Origin of the sequence: Methylobacterium sp. CB376, from assembly GCF_029714205.1 — a bacterium.
Taxonomy (GTDB): Bacteria; Pseudomonadota; Alphaproteobacteria; order Rhizobiales; family Beijerinckiaceae; genus Methylobacterium.
In genome coordinates, this window is record NZ_CP121648.1 from 4,143,507 (window position 1) to 4,157,419 (window position 13,913).

Below are 13,913 nucleotides of genomic sequence, written 5' to 3' on the forward strand. Positions count from 1 at the left end.
CAAGAACTGCGAGACGGCGGCGCTCGGGCGGGACTGGAGCGCAGGTTTTCGTCGAGACATTCTGGCGAAGAGGGCGAGTTCAGTCCGGCGGGGCGGCAGCGATCGGGCGGCGCGCGCGGCGGTCTCGTCCTCGATCCCGGAGCGCTCGTCTCTCGTCCGCCGTGCCGGCCCGGCGCGGTGTTGTGGCGGGATCATGCCTCGCAGGCGGGCGGACGGGCAGGCGGGCCGCCCGCGCCGCGGGGAAGACTGCGGCGGAGCGGGGCCGCGTCGTCGGCCGACCCGTCCCGGCCCTGCTTCGCGGGCCGTCCCGCCGGCGCTCAGCCGGCCCGGGCGGCCATGTAGGCGCGCCAGCCGCCGTGATGCGTCACCTCCTCGGCCCCGGCCACCGCGTGCGCCTCGCACAGGAAGCCCGGGACGGCGCTGCCGTCGTCGAGGGTGATGCGACCGAGCCCGAGGGGGGCGGGGATCGCGGCCGCGAAGCGCCCGAAGGCGGCGGGGTCGAGGGTCCAGACCTCGACCGCGAGCCCGGGGCCGGCATGGCCCGGAACCCGCACGAGCCCGGGCTTCGGCGGCTGCGTGCCCGGCAGGGCGTAGAGCCTGTAGTCGGGCGCCGTGCGGGCCTCCCGCAGCAGCCGGCCGCCGAGGGCGGTGAGTTCGCGGTTGAGGGGCATGCCCGACAGGTGCGCCCCCACCACCACGATCGCCAGCCGCTCCTCGGGCTCCGCCCCGACGCGGCTCTCCTCCGGCAGCGGCGCGTCGCGCCGCGCGCCGAGCCCGCACGACGCCGCGCGGTGGAGCGCGTCGGCGAGGGGCAGGAGGGCGTCGTCCTGGAAGGCCCGGGCGACCAGGGTGACGCCGGCGGGCAGCCCGTCCGCGCGGAACCCCGCCGGCACCGCGACCGCCGCGCAGTCGAGCAGGTTGGCGAAGTTGGTGTAGCGCCCGAGCCGGCTGTTGAGGGCGATCGGGTCGGCCCGCATCGCCTCGACCGTGTAGGTGGTGGGCGCCGTGGGGAGGAGCAGCGCGTCGACCCGCTCCCAGGTCGCCTCCGTGCGCCGCCGCAGCGCCTCCAGCCGGTACTGGCCCCGGAAGGCATCCGCGGCCGAGAAGGCGCGGGCGGACTCGACGATGCGGCGCACCGCGGGGTCGAGCGCGTCCGGGTTCGCCGCCGCGAAGGACTCGATCGCCGCGAGCCGCTCGGCCACCCAGGGGCCCTCGTAGAGCAGCTCCGCCGCCTCGCGGAACGGCCCGTAATCGAAGGGCACCAGGGGGCAGCCGAGCGCCTCGGCGCGGGACGCGGCCTCGTCGTAGAGGCGCGCGGTCTCGGCATCGCCGTAGAACTCGCGCTCCGCCCCGGCCAGCACCCCGAGCCGGGGCCGGGCCGGCAGCGGGCGCGGAGCGCCGCGCCGCGAGTAGGGGTCGTCCGGGTCGAAGCCCTCGGCGATCCGGCGCACCGCCGCCGCGTCGCCCACCGTGAGGGCGAAGATCGAGACGCAGTCGAGGCTGCGGCAGGCCGGGACGAGGCCGCGCGCGCTGAGGAGGCCCTTGGTCGGCTTGATGCCCACGAGGTTGTTGAACGCCGCCGGCACCCGGCCGGAGCCGGCCGTGTCGGTGCCGAGGGCGAAGGCGCAGAGGCCCGACGCGACCGCGACTGCGGAGCCGGAGCTGGAGCCGCCCGAAATGTAGGCGTCGTCGAAGACGCTGCGCGGCGCCCCGTAGGGCGAGCGCGTCCCGTTGAGGCCGGTCGCGAACTGGTCGAGGTTGACCTTGCCCACCACGAGGGCGCCCGCCGCCCGCAGGCGCGCCACCACGGCGGCGTCGGCCGGCGCGGTGGTGGCGAAGGCCGGGCAGGCGGCGGTGGTCGGCAGCCCCGCCACGTCGATGTTGTCCTTCACCGCGAAGGGCACGCCCCAGAGGGGCAGGCTGCCGGGCTCCGGCGCCCGCTCCATCAGCTCCCTCGCCGCGTCCCGCAGGGCGCCCGCGCGGGCGGGCGTGATGAAGATGGCCGGGTCCGCCCCGGCGATGCGCGCGCTGAGCGTCTCGGCGAGGTCGAGGGGCGTGAAGGCCCCGGACGCGTAGAGCGCCCGCAGGGCCGTGAGATCGAACACCGCCGGCAACATGACGCCAGAAGACCCTCCGCGCGGCGCAGCCTGGCGCCACCGCACCCGCGCAGGCAAGAGCCGGACCGTCCGGCCCGCGCGCCGCCCTCAGCCGAGGGCGCGCGGCATGCGGAAGGGCAGCATCAGCCGCACCAGCGGGTGGCGGAAGCGGTCGAGGCAGAGCGCCTCGTGCACCGGCTCGACCGCCTCGCCGCAGATCCGCGCCGCGAGCTGCGAGCGGGAGTAGAAGGGCGCGTCCTCGAAGCGGCGCAGCACCCTGGCCTGCCCGTCGTCGCTGCGCGTCGCCCGCTTCAGGCGCCAGAGGGTCGGCGGCAGCGCGGCCGGGATCGGCGGCTCGATCGGGCGCGGCGTCCCGTCCGGGTCGAAGCGCAGCGAGAGGTCCTGCCGGGTGCCGTCCCGCCGCAGCACGTCGTACAGGATCGCGGCGCCGTGGCGGAGGGTCGCGCGCGACCACGTCCAGCTCCGGAACGAGGCTTCGAGGGGGGTGTCGCCGTCATTCGTGTCGAAGTAGGCGTGGCCGCGCCAGCGCAGGGCGGGCCGGTCGAGGTCCACCTCGATCCGCGAGGCGGGGGCGATCGGCCACCAGCGGTGGCGCCCCTCCGCGTCGAGGGTGAAGGGGCCGGGCGTGATCCCGCGCGGGTAGACCCGGATCGTGCCCGAGAGGCGCGAGGGCAGGGGGGCCGTCACCTCGCTGACCCGGATCGTCAGGGCGCTGCCGTCCCAGGCGAGGGAACTCGGGCCGATGCTGAGCGAGGCGGCGTCCCGCGCCACGCTGCGGCGGCGGCGCTCGGTCATGGCCCAGCGGGCCGGCGCCCCGTACAGCACGACGTTGACCGCGCTGTGGTCGAGCGGGTCCTGGCGCCCGCTCCAGGCGTAGTAGGGCGAGAACACGCTGCCCAGGAAGGCGATGACGGTGAGGCCGTGGCGGCCGTCGTCGCTGACGCCGTCCACGTACCACCACGCGTAGCCGCCGGGCGGCACGCTCAGGTCGAAGCGAGGTCCCGCAGCACCTGCCGCGCCGCGAGCCGGCCCGACTGGGCTGCCATCGGCACGCCCGGCCCCGGATGCGCGCTCCCCCCCGCCAGGTAGAGGCCCGGCAGCCGCGTGCGCGCCCCCGGCCGGCGGAAGGACGCCGTCCAGCCGTGCGAGGCCCGGCCGTACAGCGCCCCCCCGGTCCCCGGGAAGAGCGTCGCGAAATCCGGCGGCGCCGTCACCGTCTCGGCCTCCGGCGCGAGCGTCAGGCCGCAGGCGGACAGCCGCCGGCTCATCGTGGCGTGGCATCGGGCGATCTCCTGCGGGGAAAAGGGTTCGTCGCGGGCGGGCGCGTTGACGAGGGCGAGCAGGGCTTCCGGCGCGTGGTCCGGGCCCCGGCCCGTCTCCGGCACGCCGTCGTCGCCGCGGTCCTGGGCGCAGACGTAGACGGTCGGGTCCTCCGGCAGGCGCCGCCGCCGGGTCAGGTCCACGAACTCGCTCTGGTAGTCGCGCGAGAAGAACACGTTGTGGCGCACCAGGGGGAAGCCGTCCGGGCGGCCGGCCACCGCGAAGGTGACCGCCGAGAGCGAGCGCGCCTCGCGCGGGACCGGGTCGACCGCCCGCGCCGCCTCCGGCCCGAACAGGCCCGCGGCGAGGGCCGCCACGTCCGCGTTGGCGACGACGCGGGTCGCCGGGAGGCGCTCGCCGCTCGCCAGGGCGACCCCGGCGACGCGCCCGCCCGCCGTGACGATCCCGGTCGCCTCGGCCCCGTAGCGCAGGGCGGCGCCCTTCTCGGCGGCGAGCTCCGCCACGGCGGCAGCGAGGCGCGACAGCCCGCCGGCGATCGTCCAGACCCCCTCCTGCTCCACGTGCGCGACCAGCATCAGGGTCGCGGGCGCCTCGAAGGGCGAGGAGCCGCAATAGGTCGCGTAGCGCCCGAACAGCTGGCGCAGGCGCGGGTCGCGGAAATGCGCGCAGAGCGCGGTCCAGAGCGTCGCGAAGGGCTGGATGCGCCAGAGGTCGCCGAGGCCCCGGGGCCCGACCCGCAGGGCGAGTTCCAGCGGGTTCGGGCGGGGCTCGCGGATGAAGGGGGTCTCGAGGGTGCGGTAGATCTCGGCCGCGCGGGCGCGGAAGCGGCGGAACCCCTCCGCCTCCCGGGGGCCGGCGAAATCCGCGATCGCCGCCTCCGAGCGGGCCGGGTCGGCGAAGAGGTCGAGGCGCTCCCCCGCGCTCCAGGCGTGCCGCGCCAGGATGCCGGCCGGCGTCAGCGAGACCCGGGCGGCGAGGTCGGCGCCCGCCTCGGAGAAGATCTCCTCGAACACCCAGCGCATGGTGAAGACCGTGGGGCCGGCCTCGACCCGGCGCGGGCCGGCCGCCACCGCGCGCATCTTGCCGCCCGGCGCGGCCGCCTTCTCCACCACGGTGACGTTCAGGCCCGCGGCCGAAAGGCCGAGGGCCGCCACCAGCCCGCCGATTCCCGCCCCGATCACCACCACCCGTTCGTCCGTCACGCCGTTGATCTCCCGGCCCAAGAGTGTCAATCATAGTGGACAGTTTCTGGCGTTCAAACAAAATGACACCGGCAGAATGATACCGGCAGAATGACCCCGGACGGAGGGAGAGGCGCATGGACGACGGTGGGCGCATCGAGCGGGCCCTTGACGTGGCCGTGTCCCACGCGGAGGCGCCGGGGGCGCCGCCGCTCCTGGCGGAGGCGATCCGCTACGCGGTCTTCCCGGGCGGGCACCGGATCCGGCCGCGCCTGTGCCTCGCGGTGGCGCGGGCCTGCGGCGACGACGACCCGGCGGCGTCCGACGCGGCCGCGGCCGCGATCGAACTCCTGCACTGCGCCTCGCTCGTGCACGACGACCTGCCCTGCTTCGACGACGCGCCGATGCGCCGGCAGAAGCCCTCCGTGCACGTCGCCTTCGGCGAGCCGATCGCGCTGCTCGCCGGCGACGCGCTGATCGTGCTCGCCTTCGAGACGCTGGCGCGCGGCGCCGCGCGGGTGCCCGAGCGGCTCGGCACCCTGGTCGGGCTGGTCGCGCGCGCGGTGGGCTCGCCCGCCGGCATCGTGGCCGGGCAGGCCTGGGAATCGGAGCCGAGCGTCGGCCTCTCGGCCTACCAGCAGGCCAAGACGGGCGCGCTCTTCGCGGCCGCGACCGTGACCGGGGCGGCGGCGGCCGGGGCCGAGGCGATGCCCTGGCGGCTGCTCGGAGAGTATCTGGGCGAGGCCTACCAGGTGGCGGACGACCTGCGCGACGTGGCCTGCCGCCAGGAGGAGGTGGGCAAGCCGGTCGGGCGCGACGCCACCCTCGGGCGGCCCAACGCCGCGGCGCTCCTCGGCCTCGACGGGGCCCTGCGGCGCCTCGCGGACCTCGCCCAGGAGGCGGTGGCGGTGATCCCGGACTGCCCCGGCGCCGAGAGCCTCCGGCGCGAGATCCAGGCCCAGACGCGGCTCTTCCTGCCGGCGCGGGTGGCCCAGAGCCTGGTCGCGTAGGCGAGCGCCTCCCGCGCTCTCCGGGCCCGACGGGCCCGGAGAGGGGAGTGCCCGGCGGGAGGGGCAAGGCCTCCGCCGGACCCGCACGCCCCGCCATTCCCTCGCCCGGAGCATCGCCCATGCACGGCACCGGCCCGCACGCGCTGACGGCCCGACCGGCCGCCCCGCCCCCGCCCCTGGCGCGAGCGCTGGCTCGCGCTCCGCCACCGGCTGATCGCCAGCCCGCGCTTCCAGCGCTTCGCCGCCGCCTTCCCGCCGACGCGCCCGGTCGCGCGCCGCAACGCGCGGGCCCTGTTCGACCTCTGCGCCGGCTTCGTCTACGCGCAGGTGCTGGCGGCCTGCGTCGCGCTCGACCTCTTTCGCCTGCTCGCGGACGGCCCCCTGGCGCCCGACTGCATCGCCCGCCGCCTCGACCTGCCGCCGGAGCGGGCGCTGTGCCTCCTGCGCGCCGCCGCCTCCCTCGACCTCCTGACCGCCCTGCCGGACGGCCGCTTCGCCCTGGCGGATCTCGGCGCGGCCCTCCTCGGCAATCCCTCGGTGGGCGCGATGATCGCCCACCACGCCCTGCTCTACGACGACCTGCGCGACCCCGTGGCGCTCCTGCGCGGGCGGGCGGGGCCGAGCCGGCTCGCGGGCTACTGGGCCTATGCGGGATCCGCGGCGCCCGCCGCCCTCGGCGAGGCCGCCGTCGCGCCCTACGGCGCCCTGATGGGGGCCTCCCAGGCCCTCGTCGCGGGCGACATCCTCGACGCCTACCCGCTCGCCCGGCACCGCCGGCTCCTCGACGTCGGCGGCGGGGAGGGCGCCTTCGCGGTGGCGGCCGCGCGGCGCGCGCCCCACCTCGCCGTCACCCTGTTCGACCTGCCCCCGGTGGCGGCCCGCGCCGCGCGGCGCTTCGCCGAGGAGGGGCTGGGCGGGCGCGCCACCGCCCTCGGCGGCAGCTTCCACGACGGGCTGCCGCCCGGCGCCGACCTGATCTCCCTGGTGCGCGTGGTGCACGACCACGACGATGCGCCCGCCGCCGCCCTGCTGCGGGCCGCCCACGACGCCCTGCCGCCCGGCGGAACCCTGCTCCTCGCCGAGCCGATGGCCGGGACGCGGGGCGCCGAGCCGGTCGGCGACGCCTATTTCGGCTTCTACCTCCTCGCCATGGGCAGCGGGCGCCCGCGCCGCGCGGAGGAACTCGCCGCGATGCTGCGGCAGGCCGGCTTCGGCGACATCCGCGAGCGCGCCACCCGCCGCCCGCTCCTGGTCCGACTCCTCGTCGCGCGCCGCGGATCCGTGTCAAAAGTGTAAACTCAACTTGACGCCACACCGTGGCAATCTAAACTGACATGAGCCGCACGAAGCGGCACCGCTGCCGACGCAGCGCTGGGAGGGGCGGATCGCATGCACGCGCTGGCCGTGATCCTCGACGGGCCCGAACGCCTCGGCCTCGACCGGCTCGCCCTCGACTCGCCCGGCCCGGCCGACGCCGTGGTCGAAGTGGCGTGGAGCGGCATCAGCACCGGCACCGAGCGCCTGCTCTGGTCGGGCCGGATGCCGGACTTCCCCGGCATGGGCTATCCCCTGGTCCCCGGCTACGAGTCGGTCGGGCGCGTGGTCGAGGCCGGCCCCGAATCCGGCCGCCGCCCCGGCGAGACCGTCTTCGTGCCCGGCGCCCGCTGCTTCGGCCCGGTGCGCGGCCTGTTCGGCGGCGCGGCCTCGCACCTCGTGGTCGAGGGCGCGCGCCTGTTGCCCATCGACGCGGCGCTCGGCGAGCGCGGCATCCTGCTGGCCCTCGCCGCGACCGCCTACCACGCCCTGGCGGGGGCGGAGCGCGGCGAGCGCCACCTCGTCGTCGGGCACGGCGTGCTCGGGCGCCTCCTGGCGCGCCTCGCCCGGCTCAGCGGTCAGGACCCGGTGGTCTGGGAGCGCGATCCGGCCCGCCGCGGCGGCGAGCACGGCTACCCGGTGCTCGACCCGGCCGCCGACGAGACCGGGCGCTACGCCCGCATCACCGACGCGAGCGGCGATGCCGGCCTCCTCGACGGGCTGATCGCCCGCCTCGCGCCCGGGGGCGAGGTGGTGCTGGCGGGCTTCTACGAGGCGCCGCTCTCCTTCGCCTTCCCGCCGGCCTTCCTGCGCGAGGCGCGCCTCCGGGTCTCGGCGCAGTGGCGGCCCGGCGACCTCGACGCGGTCGCGGGCCTCGTGCGCGCGGGCGCGCTCGGCCTCGACGGCCTGATCAGCCACCGCCGGCCCGCCGCGCAGGCCGCGAGCGCCTACCGCACGGCCCTCACCGATCCCGCCTGCCTCAAGATGGTCCTCGACTGGAGAGCCCGCTCATGACTGCCGCCCCGCACGCAGCCGCTCTCCGCCACCCCGATCCCCGCCCGGCGGGCCCCTCGGTCGCGCCGCCCGATCCGCGGGAGGGCGCGGCCCGGCGCGAGACCCAGGTGATCGCGATCTACGGCAAGGGGGGCATCGGCAAGAGCTTCACCCTCGCCAACCTGTCCTACATGCTCGCCCAGCAGGGGCGGCGGGTGCTGCTGATCGGGTGCGATCCGAAGAGCGACACCACCTCGCTGCTGTTCGGCGGCCGGGCCTGCCCGACCATCATCGAGACCTCGACCCGCCGCAAGCTCGCGGGCGAGGCGGTGGCGATCGGCGACGTCTGCTTCAAGCGCGACGGCGTCTTCGCCATGGAACTCGGCGGACCGGAGGTGGGCCGCGGCTGCGGCGGGCGCGGCATCATCCACGGCTTCGAACTGCTGGAGAAGCTCGGCTTCCACGAATGGGGCTTCGACTACGTCCTGCTCGACTTCCTCGGCGACGTGGTCTGCGGCGGCTTCGGCCTGCCGATCGCCCGCGACATGTGCCAGAAGGTCATCGTCGTCGGCTCGAACGACCTGCAATCGCTCTACGTCGCCAACAACGTCTGCTCGGCGGTGGAGTATTTCCGCAAGCTCGGCGGCAATGTCGGGGTGGGCGGCCTCGTCATCAACAAGGACGACGGCACCGGGGAGGCGCAGGCCTTCGCGGCGAGCGCCGGCATCCCGGTGCTCGCCTCGATCCCGGCCGACGACGACATCCGCCGCAAGAGCGCCAATTACGAGATCATCGGCCGGCCCGACGGCCGCTGGGGACCGCTCTTCGCCGAACTCGCCGCCAACGTGGCGGCGGCCGCGCCCCACCAGCCGCTTCCCCTGAGCCAGGACGCGCTGCTCGGCCTGTTCAAGGGCGAGGCGGTCGGCCGCGGCGTGGTCCTGGACCCGGCGAGCGACGAGGACATGCGCGGCCGGCCGGTCCAGCCGCGGGCCTCCCTCGAAGTCGTCTACGACGCGGTGTGAGCATGGGCGCCTCTCTCGACATCGGGGCGCTGCGCGCCCGCGGCGAGGCCCGGCAGGGGCCGGAGCCGGCTGCTCCCGGGCCGGACCCGATTCCGGCGCCGGACGGGCCCGGCTGCCACGCCGGACGGGCGCAGCTGCGCGCCGCCGCCGAGGCGGCGGGCATGGGCGAGACCCTGCAGGCGCTCCGGCGCGACTACCCGGCGGGCCCCCACGACCAGCCCCAGAGCATGTGCCCGGCCTTCGGCGCCCTGCGGGTGGGGCTGCGCATGCGCCGCACGGCCACGATCCTGTCGGGCTCGGCCTGCTGCGTCTACGGGCTCACCTTCACGTCGCACTTCTACGGGGCGCGCCGCACGGTCGGCTACGTGCCCTTCAACTCGGAGACCCTGGTCACCGGCAAGCTGTTCGAGGACATCCGCGACGCCGTCCGGGCGGTGGCCGACCCGGCCCAGTGCGACGCCGTGGTGGTGATCAATCTCTGCGTGCCGACCGCCTCCGGCGTGCCCCTTCGGCTGCTGCCGCGGGAGATCGACGGGGTGCGCATCATCGGCATCGACGTGCCGGGCTTCGGGGTGCCGACCCATGCCGAGGCCAAGGACGTGCTCGCCGGCGCGATGCTGCGGGTCGCGCGGGCCGAGGCCGAGCGGGGACCGGTCGCGGCGCCGCGCCAGGGCCGCGACGGTCGCCCGACCGTGACGCTGCTCGGCGAGATGTTCCCGGCCGACCCGGTGCAGATCGGCGCCCTGCTCGAGCCGCTCGGGCTCAGCCCCGGCCCGGTCGTGCCGACGCGGGAGTGGCGGGAGCTCTACGCGGCCCTCGACTGCGCCGCCGTCGCGGCGATCCATCCCTTCTACACCGCGGCGATCCGCGAGTTCGAGGCGGCCGGGCGGACGGTCCTCGGCTCGGCGCCGGTGGGCCACGAGGGCACCGCCGCCTGGCTCGACGCGGTCGGCGAGGCCTGCGGGGTCGCCCGCCTCACCGTCGAGGCGGCCAAGAACCGGATCCTGCCGGCGATCCGCGGGGCGCTCGCCGCCAACCCGATCCGCGGGCGGATCACGCTGTCGGGCTACGAGGGGTCCGAACTCATCGTGGCCCGGCTCCTCGTCGAGAGCGGGGCCGAACTGCCCTATGTCGGCACCGCCTGCCCGCGCACCCGCTTCGCGGAGGACGACCGGGCGTGGCTGGAGGCGCGCGGCACCCGGGTGCAGTTCCGCGCCTCCCTGGAGCAGGATCTCGCCGCCCTTGAGGAGTTCCGGCCCGACCTCGCGGTCGGCACCACGCCGGTCGTGCAGAGGGCCAAGGAGCGGGCGATCCCCGCCCTCTACTTCACCAACCTGATCTCGGCGCGCCCGCTGATGGGCATTGCCGGGGCGGGCTCGCTCGCCCAGGTCGTGAACGGGGCGCTCGCCCAGCGGGAGCGGTTCTCCGCCATGCGCGCCTTCTTCGAAGGCGTCGGCGAGGGCCACGCGGCCGGGATCTGGGAGGACGTGCCGCAGCGCCGCGCGCCCCCGAAGCGCGCCCCCGCCCCGGCGCCGATCGGGGAGGGCGCCTGATGCTCGTCCTCGATCACGACCGCGCCGGCGGCTACTGGGGCGCCGTCTACGTCTTCACCGCGGTGAAGGGCCTGCAGGTCGTCATCGACGGCCCGGTCGGCTGCGAGAACCTGCCGGTGACCTCGGTGCTGCACTACACCGACGCATTGCCCCCGCACGAATTGCCGATCGTGGTGACCGGCCTCGCCGAGGAGGAACTCGGCCGCCACGGCACCGAGGGCGCGATGAAGCGCGCCCACGCCACCCTCGACCCGAGCCAGCCGAGCGTCGTGGTCACCGGCTCGATCGCCGAGATGATCGGCGGCGGCGTCACCCCCGAGGGGACCAACCTCCAGCGCTTCCTGCCCCGCACCATCGACGAGGATCAGTGGCAGGCGGCCGACCGCGCCCTGTCCTGGCTCTGGGCCGAGTACGGGCTGAAGAAGGCGGCCCGGAAGGGCGCGATCCCGCCCCGCCCGGCCCGCACCCCGGCGGTGAGGCCGCGGGTCAACATCATCGGGCCGGCCTACGGCAGCTTCAACACGCCCTCCGACCTCGCCGAGATCCGGCGGCTCGTCGAGGGGATCGGCGCCGAGGTGAACCTCGTCTTCCCGCTCGGCTGCCACCTCGCGGACATCCCCCGCCTCGTCGAGGCGGACGCCAACATCTGCCTCTACCGCGAATTCGGCCGGCTCCTGTGCGAGTCCCTCGACCGGCCCTACCTTCAGGCGCCGTTCGGCATCCACAGCACCACCAAGTTCCTGCGCGCCCTCGGCGAGATCCTCGACCTCGATCCCGAACCCTTCATCGTGCGCGAGAAGCACACCACGCTGAAGCCCCTCTGGGACCTCTGGCGCTCGGTCACGCAGGACTTCTTCGGCTCGGCGAGCTTCGGGGTGGTCGCGACCGAGACCTACGCGCGGGGCCTGCGCCACTTCCTGGAGGAGGAGATGGGACTGCCCTGCCGCTTCGCCTTCGCGCGCACGGCCGGGGTCAAGCCCGACAACGCCGCCGTCCGGGCGGCGATCCGGGAGACGCCGCCGCTGGTGCTGTTCGGCTCCTACAATGAGCGGATGTACCTCGCCGAGAGCGGGGGCCGGGCGGTCTACATCCCGGCCTCGTTCCCGGGGGCGGTGGTGCGGCGCCACACCGGCACGCCCTTCATGGGCTATGCGGGCGCGACCTACCTCGTGCAGGAAGTCTGCAACGCGCTCTTCGACGCGCTCTTCCACATCCTGCCGCTCGCCCGCGACCTCGACGCCGTCGAGGCGACGCCGGCCCGCGCGCACCGCGAACTGCCCTGGGACGAGGAGGCGCGGGCGCGCCTCGACGCCTCGGTGGCGGCGAGCCCCGTCCTGGTGCGGATCTCCTACGCCAAGCGCCTGCGCGACGCCGCCGAGCGCGAGGCGCAGCGGGTCGGCGCCGAGCGGGTCACGGAACTCTGCGTCGAGCGCGCCCGCAGCGCCCTCGCCGCGGCCGCCTGATCCCCCCGGCGGCGGGTGACGGGCGGCCCCGGCCGCCCGCCGCGGGCCGCGCCGCCCGCGGTCGAGCACGACGGAATGCGCGCGCCGCGCGGTCATCGCGCGGCGCGCCCCAGGGATTTGGCAGGCGCGGAGCGCGTCACGGACACGGCACGCGCGCGGAGCGCGCCACGGATTCGGCACGCGCGCGGAGCGCGCCAGGGAGGAGATCAGACGCATGACCCGTCCGTTCACCACGGCCTCGCGCTCCCGGTCGGAACAGGCCCAGTTCCGCCTGATCCTGGCGGCGACCTACCCGGTCTTCCTGGCGGCGGCCGTCGTCCAGCGCGTGCTCCCGGGCCGCGGCGTCACGCCCCCGGGGCTGCGGCGCTCCGTGTTCGGCGAGGCGCGGGCGATGGCGCTCTCGGCCATCCCCTTCGCCTTCATGGGCTGAACCCGGGCGGCCCCCGGCCCCCCGGTTTGCCGGCCACCGGCCCGCAGGGCCGACCGGAGAGTTTCCGTCGCCGTCCCGGCGACGGAGAGACCGCCCGTTCCCGCCGCGCGGGGGGGGGCGACCACCCCCGCGCGGCAGCCCCGCGCGGACCCGCATCCGGAGGTTCGGCAATGGCCAATGGAATGGACAAACCAAGTACCCTCTCGGGACTGACCGAGGAGGAGGCGAAGGAATTCCACGGAATCTTCGTCACCAGCTTCATCATCTTCACGGCGATCGCGGTGGTCGCCCACTTCCTCGTCTGGCTGTGGCGGCCCTGGCTGCCGGGACCGAACGGCTACTCGTCGCTGACGGACGGCGTGACCTACGCCGCCCACGGCCTCCTGCCCTTCATCGGCTGAGGACGGAGCTCTCGCCATGCACAAGATCTGGCTTCTGTTCGATCCGCGCCGCACCCTGGTGGCGCTGGCCGTCTTCCTGTTCACGCTCGCGATCCTGATCCACTTCATCCTGCTCAGCACCAACCGGTTCAACTGGCTGGAGGGGCCCGCGGTGAAGAGGGCCGAGATCCCGCACAGCCTCGTGCTGCCGACCTGACGGCCCGAAAGGGGCGCCGCTCTCGGCGCTCCACACCGCGGACGGCGGCCCGGACCGACACCGGGGCACCGCCCGCGGGCGACTGCGCTCCATCGCGGGGAGGCGGCCACCATGGCCATGCTGAATTTCGAGCGGAAATACCGGGTCCGCGGCGGCACGCTGCTCGGCGGCGACCTGTTCGACTTCTGGGTCGGGCCCTTCTACGTCGGGTTCTTCGGGGTCACGACGATCTTCTTCAGCCTGCTCGGCACCGGGCTGATCCTCTGGGGCGCGGCGCTCGGCCCGACCTGGAACGTCTGGCAGATCAGCATCGCGCCGCCCGACCTCAAGTACGGGCTGGCCCTCGCCCCGCTGCGCGAGGGCGGGCTGTGGCAGCTCATCACCGTCTGCGCCATCGGGGCCTTCTGCTCCTGGGCGCTGCGCGAGGTCGAGATCTGCCGCAAGCTCGGCATCGGCTACCACGTTCCCTTCGCCTTCTCGGTGGCGATCCTCGCCTACGTCACCCTCGTGGTGATCCGCCCCTTCCTGATGGGCGCCTGGGGGCACGGCTTCCCGTACGGGATCCTGAGCCATCTCGACTGGGTGTCGAACGTCGGCTACCAGTACCTGCACTTCCATTACAATCCGGCCCATATGCTCGGCGTGACGTTCTTCTTCACGACGACCTTCGCGCTGGCGCTTCACGGCTCGATGATCCTGTCCGCGACCAATCCCGGCAAGGGCGAGGTGGTGAAGACGCCGGAGCACGAGGACACCTACTTCCGTGACACGATCGGCTACTCGATCGGCACGATCGGCATCCACCGGCTCGGCCTGTTCCTCGCCCTCTCGGCGGGTTTCTGGAGCGCCGTCTGCATCGTCATCAGCGGCCCGTTCTGGACCCGCGGCTGGCCCGAATGGTGGGGCTGGTGGCTGAACCTGCCGGTCTGGCGCTGAACCGCTCCCCGCACCG

Annotated in this window: 13 protein-coding genes; 10 read left to right on the plus strand and 3 right to left on the minus strand. The window is 75.3% G+C overall.

The genetic code is table 11. The features are described from left to right. Positions 1 to 317: 317 nt before the first annotated feature. From atzF to crtD, 3 genes are all read right to left on the minus strand, one after another. On the minus strand, positions 318 to 2,117 hold the full coding sequence (atzF, locus tag QA634_RS18725; RefSeq protein WP_012333471.1) for an allophanate hydrolase: 1,800 nt from the start codon (positions 2,115 to 2,117) through the stop codon (positions 318 to 320). A gap of 87 nt (positions 2,118 to 2,204) precedes the next feature. Next, positions 2,205 to 3,098 (minus strand): carotenoid 1,2-hydratase, encoded by an 894-nt coding sequence (locus QA634_RS18730; RefSeq protein WP_012333472.1) that lies wholly within the window; start codon positions 3,096 to 3,098, stop codon positions 2,205 to 2,207. A gap of 2 nt (positions 3,099 to 3,100) precedes the next feature. Continuing rightward, a complete protein-coding gene (gene crtD, locus QA634_RS18735) occupies positions 3,101 to 4,600 on the minus strand; it encodes a 1-hydroxycarotenoid 3,4-desaturase CrtD (protein ID WP_012333473.1) in 1,500 nt (499 codons plus the stop codon). Positions 4,601 to 4,716: 116 nt separating this feature from the next. Here crtD and QA634_RS18740 point away from each other — a divergent pair, with 116 nt between their 5' ends. The 10 genes from QA634_RS18740 to pufL all read left to right on the plus strand — a co-directional run bounded on the left by QA634_RS18740 (position 4,717) and on the right by pufL (position 13,897). Beyond that, complete coding sequence (locus QA634_RS18740) at positions 4,717 to 5,589, plus strand: polyprenyl synthetase family protein (RefSeq protein ID WP_012333474.1); 873 nt, start codon at positions 4,717 to 4,719, stop codon at positions 5,587 to 5,589. Between the two features lie 210 nt (positions 5,590 to 5,799). After that, on the plus strand, positions 5,800 to 6,885 hold the full coding sequence (locus tag QA634_RS18745) for a methyltransferase (protein ID WP_283027518.1): 1,086 nt from the start codon (positions 5,800 to 5,802) through the stop codon (positions 6,883 to 6,885). 93 nt (positions 6,886 to 6,978) lie between these two features. Then, complete coding sequence (gene bchC / locus QA634_RS18750) at positions 6,979 to 7,917, plus strand: chlorophyll synthesis pathway protein BchC (protein WP_012333476.1); 939 nt, start codon at positions 6,979 to 6,981, stop codon at positions 7,915 to 7,917. Next, on the plus strand, positions 7,914 to 8,918 hold the full coding sequence (locus tag QA634_RS18755; RefSeq protein ID WP_012333477.1) for a chlorophyllide a reductase iron protein subunit X: 1,005 nt from the start codon (positions 7,914 to 7,916) through the stop codon (positions 8,916 to 8,918). Before bchC ends, QA634_RS18755 begins: the two co-directional genes overlap by 4 nt. Before the next feature lie 2 nt (positions 8,919 to 8,920). Continuing rightward, a complete protein-coding gene (gene bchY, locus QA634_RS18760; protein ID WP_012333478.1) occupies positions 8,921 to 10,471 on the plus strand; it encodes a chlorophyllide a reductase subunit Y in 1,551 nt (516 codons plus the stop codon). Next, positions 10,471 to 11,934: a chlorophyllide a reductase subunit Z gene (gene bchZ / locus QA634_RS18765; protein ID WP_012333479.1), complete on the plus strand. Its 1,464-nt coding sequence runs from the start codon at positions 10,471 to 10,473 to the stop codon at positions 11,932 to 11,934. The genes bchY and bchZ overlap by 1 nt, the downstream gene beginning before the upstream one ends. 214 nt (positions 11,935 to 12,148) lie before the next feature. Then, on the plus strand, positions 12,149 to 12,364 hold the full coding sequence (locus QA634_RS18770; RefSeq protein WP_012333480.1) for a hypothetical protein: 216 nt from the start codon (positions 12,149 to 12,151) through the stop codon (positions 12,362 to 12,364). A gap of 170 nt (positions 12,365 to 12,534) precedes the next feature. Continuing rightward, complete coding sequence (gene pufB / locus QA634_RS18775) at positions 12,535 to 12,765, plus strand: light-harvesting antenna LH1, beta subunit (RefSeq protein ID WP_012333481.1); 231 nt, start codon at positions 12,535 to 12,537, stop codon at positions 12,763 to 12,765. Positions 12,766 to 12,781: 16 nt separating this feature from the next. Further along, positions 12,782 to 12,961, plus strand: a complete 180-nt coding sequence (gene pufA / locus QA634_RS18780) for a light-harvesting antenna LH1, alpha subunit (protein ID WP_012333482.1) — start codon at positions 12,782 to 12,784, stop codon at positions 12,959 to 12,961. 111 nt (positions 12,962 to 13,072) lie between these two features. Beyond that, on the plus strand, positions 13,073 to 13,897 hold the full coding sequence (gene pufL, locus QA634_RS18785; RefSeq protein ID WP_012333483.1) for a photosynthetic reaction center subunit L: 825 nt from the start codon (positions 13,073 to 13,075) through the stop codon (positions 13,895 to 13,897). The last annotated feature ends 16 nt before the right edge of the window (positions 13,898 to 13,913 follow it).

Coding starts and splice junctions, on each gene's coding strand:
- atzF (WP_012333471.1), bottom strand. CDS start 2,117: ATGTTGCCGGCGGTGTTCGATCTCACGGCCCTGCGGGCGCTCTACGCG.
- QA634_RS18740 (WP_012333474.1), top strand. CDS start 4,717: ATGGACGACGGTGGGCGCATCGAGCGGGCCCTTGACGTGGCCGTGTCC.
- bchC (WP_012333476.1), top strand. CDS start 6,979: ATGCACGCGCTGGCCGTGATCCTCGACGGGCCCGAACGCCTCGGCCTC.
- QA634_RS18755 (WP_012333477.1), top strand. CDS start 7,914: ATGACTGCCGCCCCGCACGCAGCCGCTCTCCGCCACCCCGATCCCCGC.
- bchY (WP_012333478.1), top strand. CDS start 8,921: ATGGGCGCCTCTCTCGACATCGGGGCGCTGCGCGCCCGCGGCGAGGCC.
- bchZ (WP_012333479.1), top strand. CDS start 10,471: ATGCTCGTCCTCGATCACGACCGCGCCGGCGGCTACTGGGGCGCCGTC.
- QA634_RS18770 (WP_012333480.1), top strand. CDS start 12,149: ATGACCCGTCCGTTCACCACGGCCTCGCGCTCCCGGTCGGAACAGGCC.
- pufB (WP_012333481.1), top strand. CDS start 12,535: ATGGCCAATGGAATGGACAAACCAAGTACCCTCTCGGGACTGACCGAG.
- pufA (WP_012333482.1), top strand. CDS start 12,782: ATGCACAAGATCTGGCTTCTGTTCGATCCGCGCCGCACCCTGGTGGCG.
- pufL (WP_012333483.1), top strand. CDS start 13,073: ATGGCCATGCTGAATTTCGAGCGGAAATACCGGGTCCGCGGCGGCACG.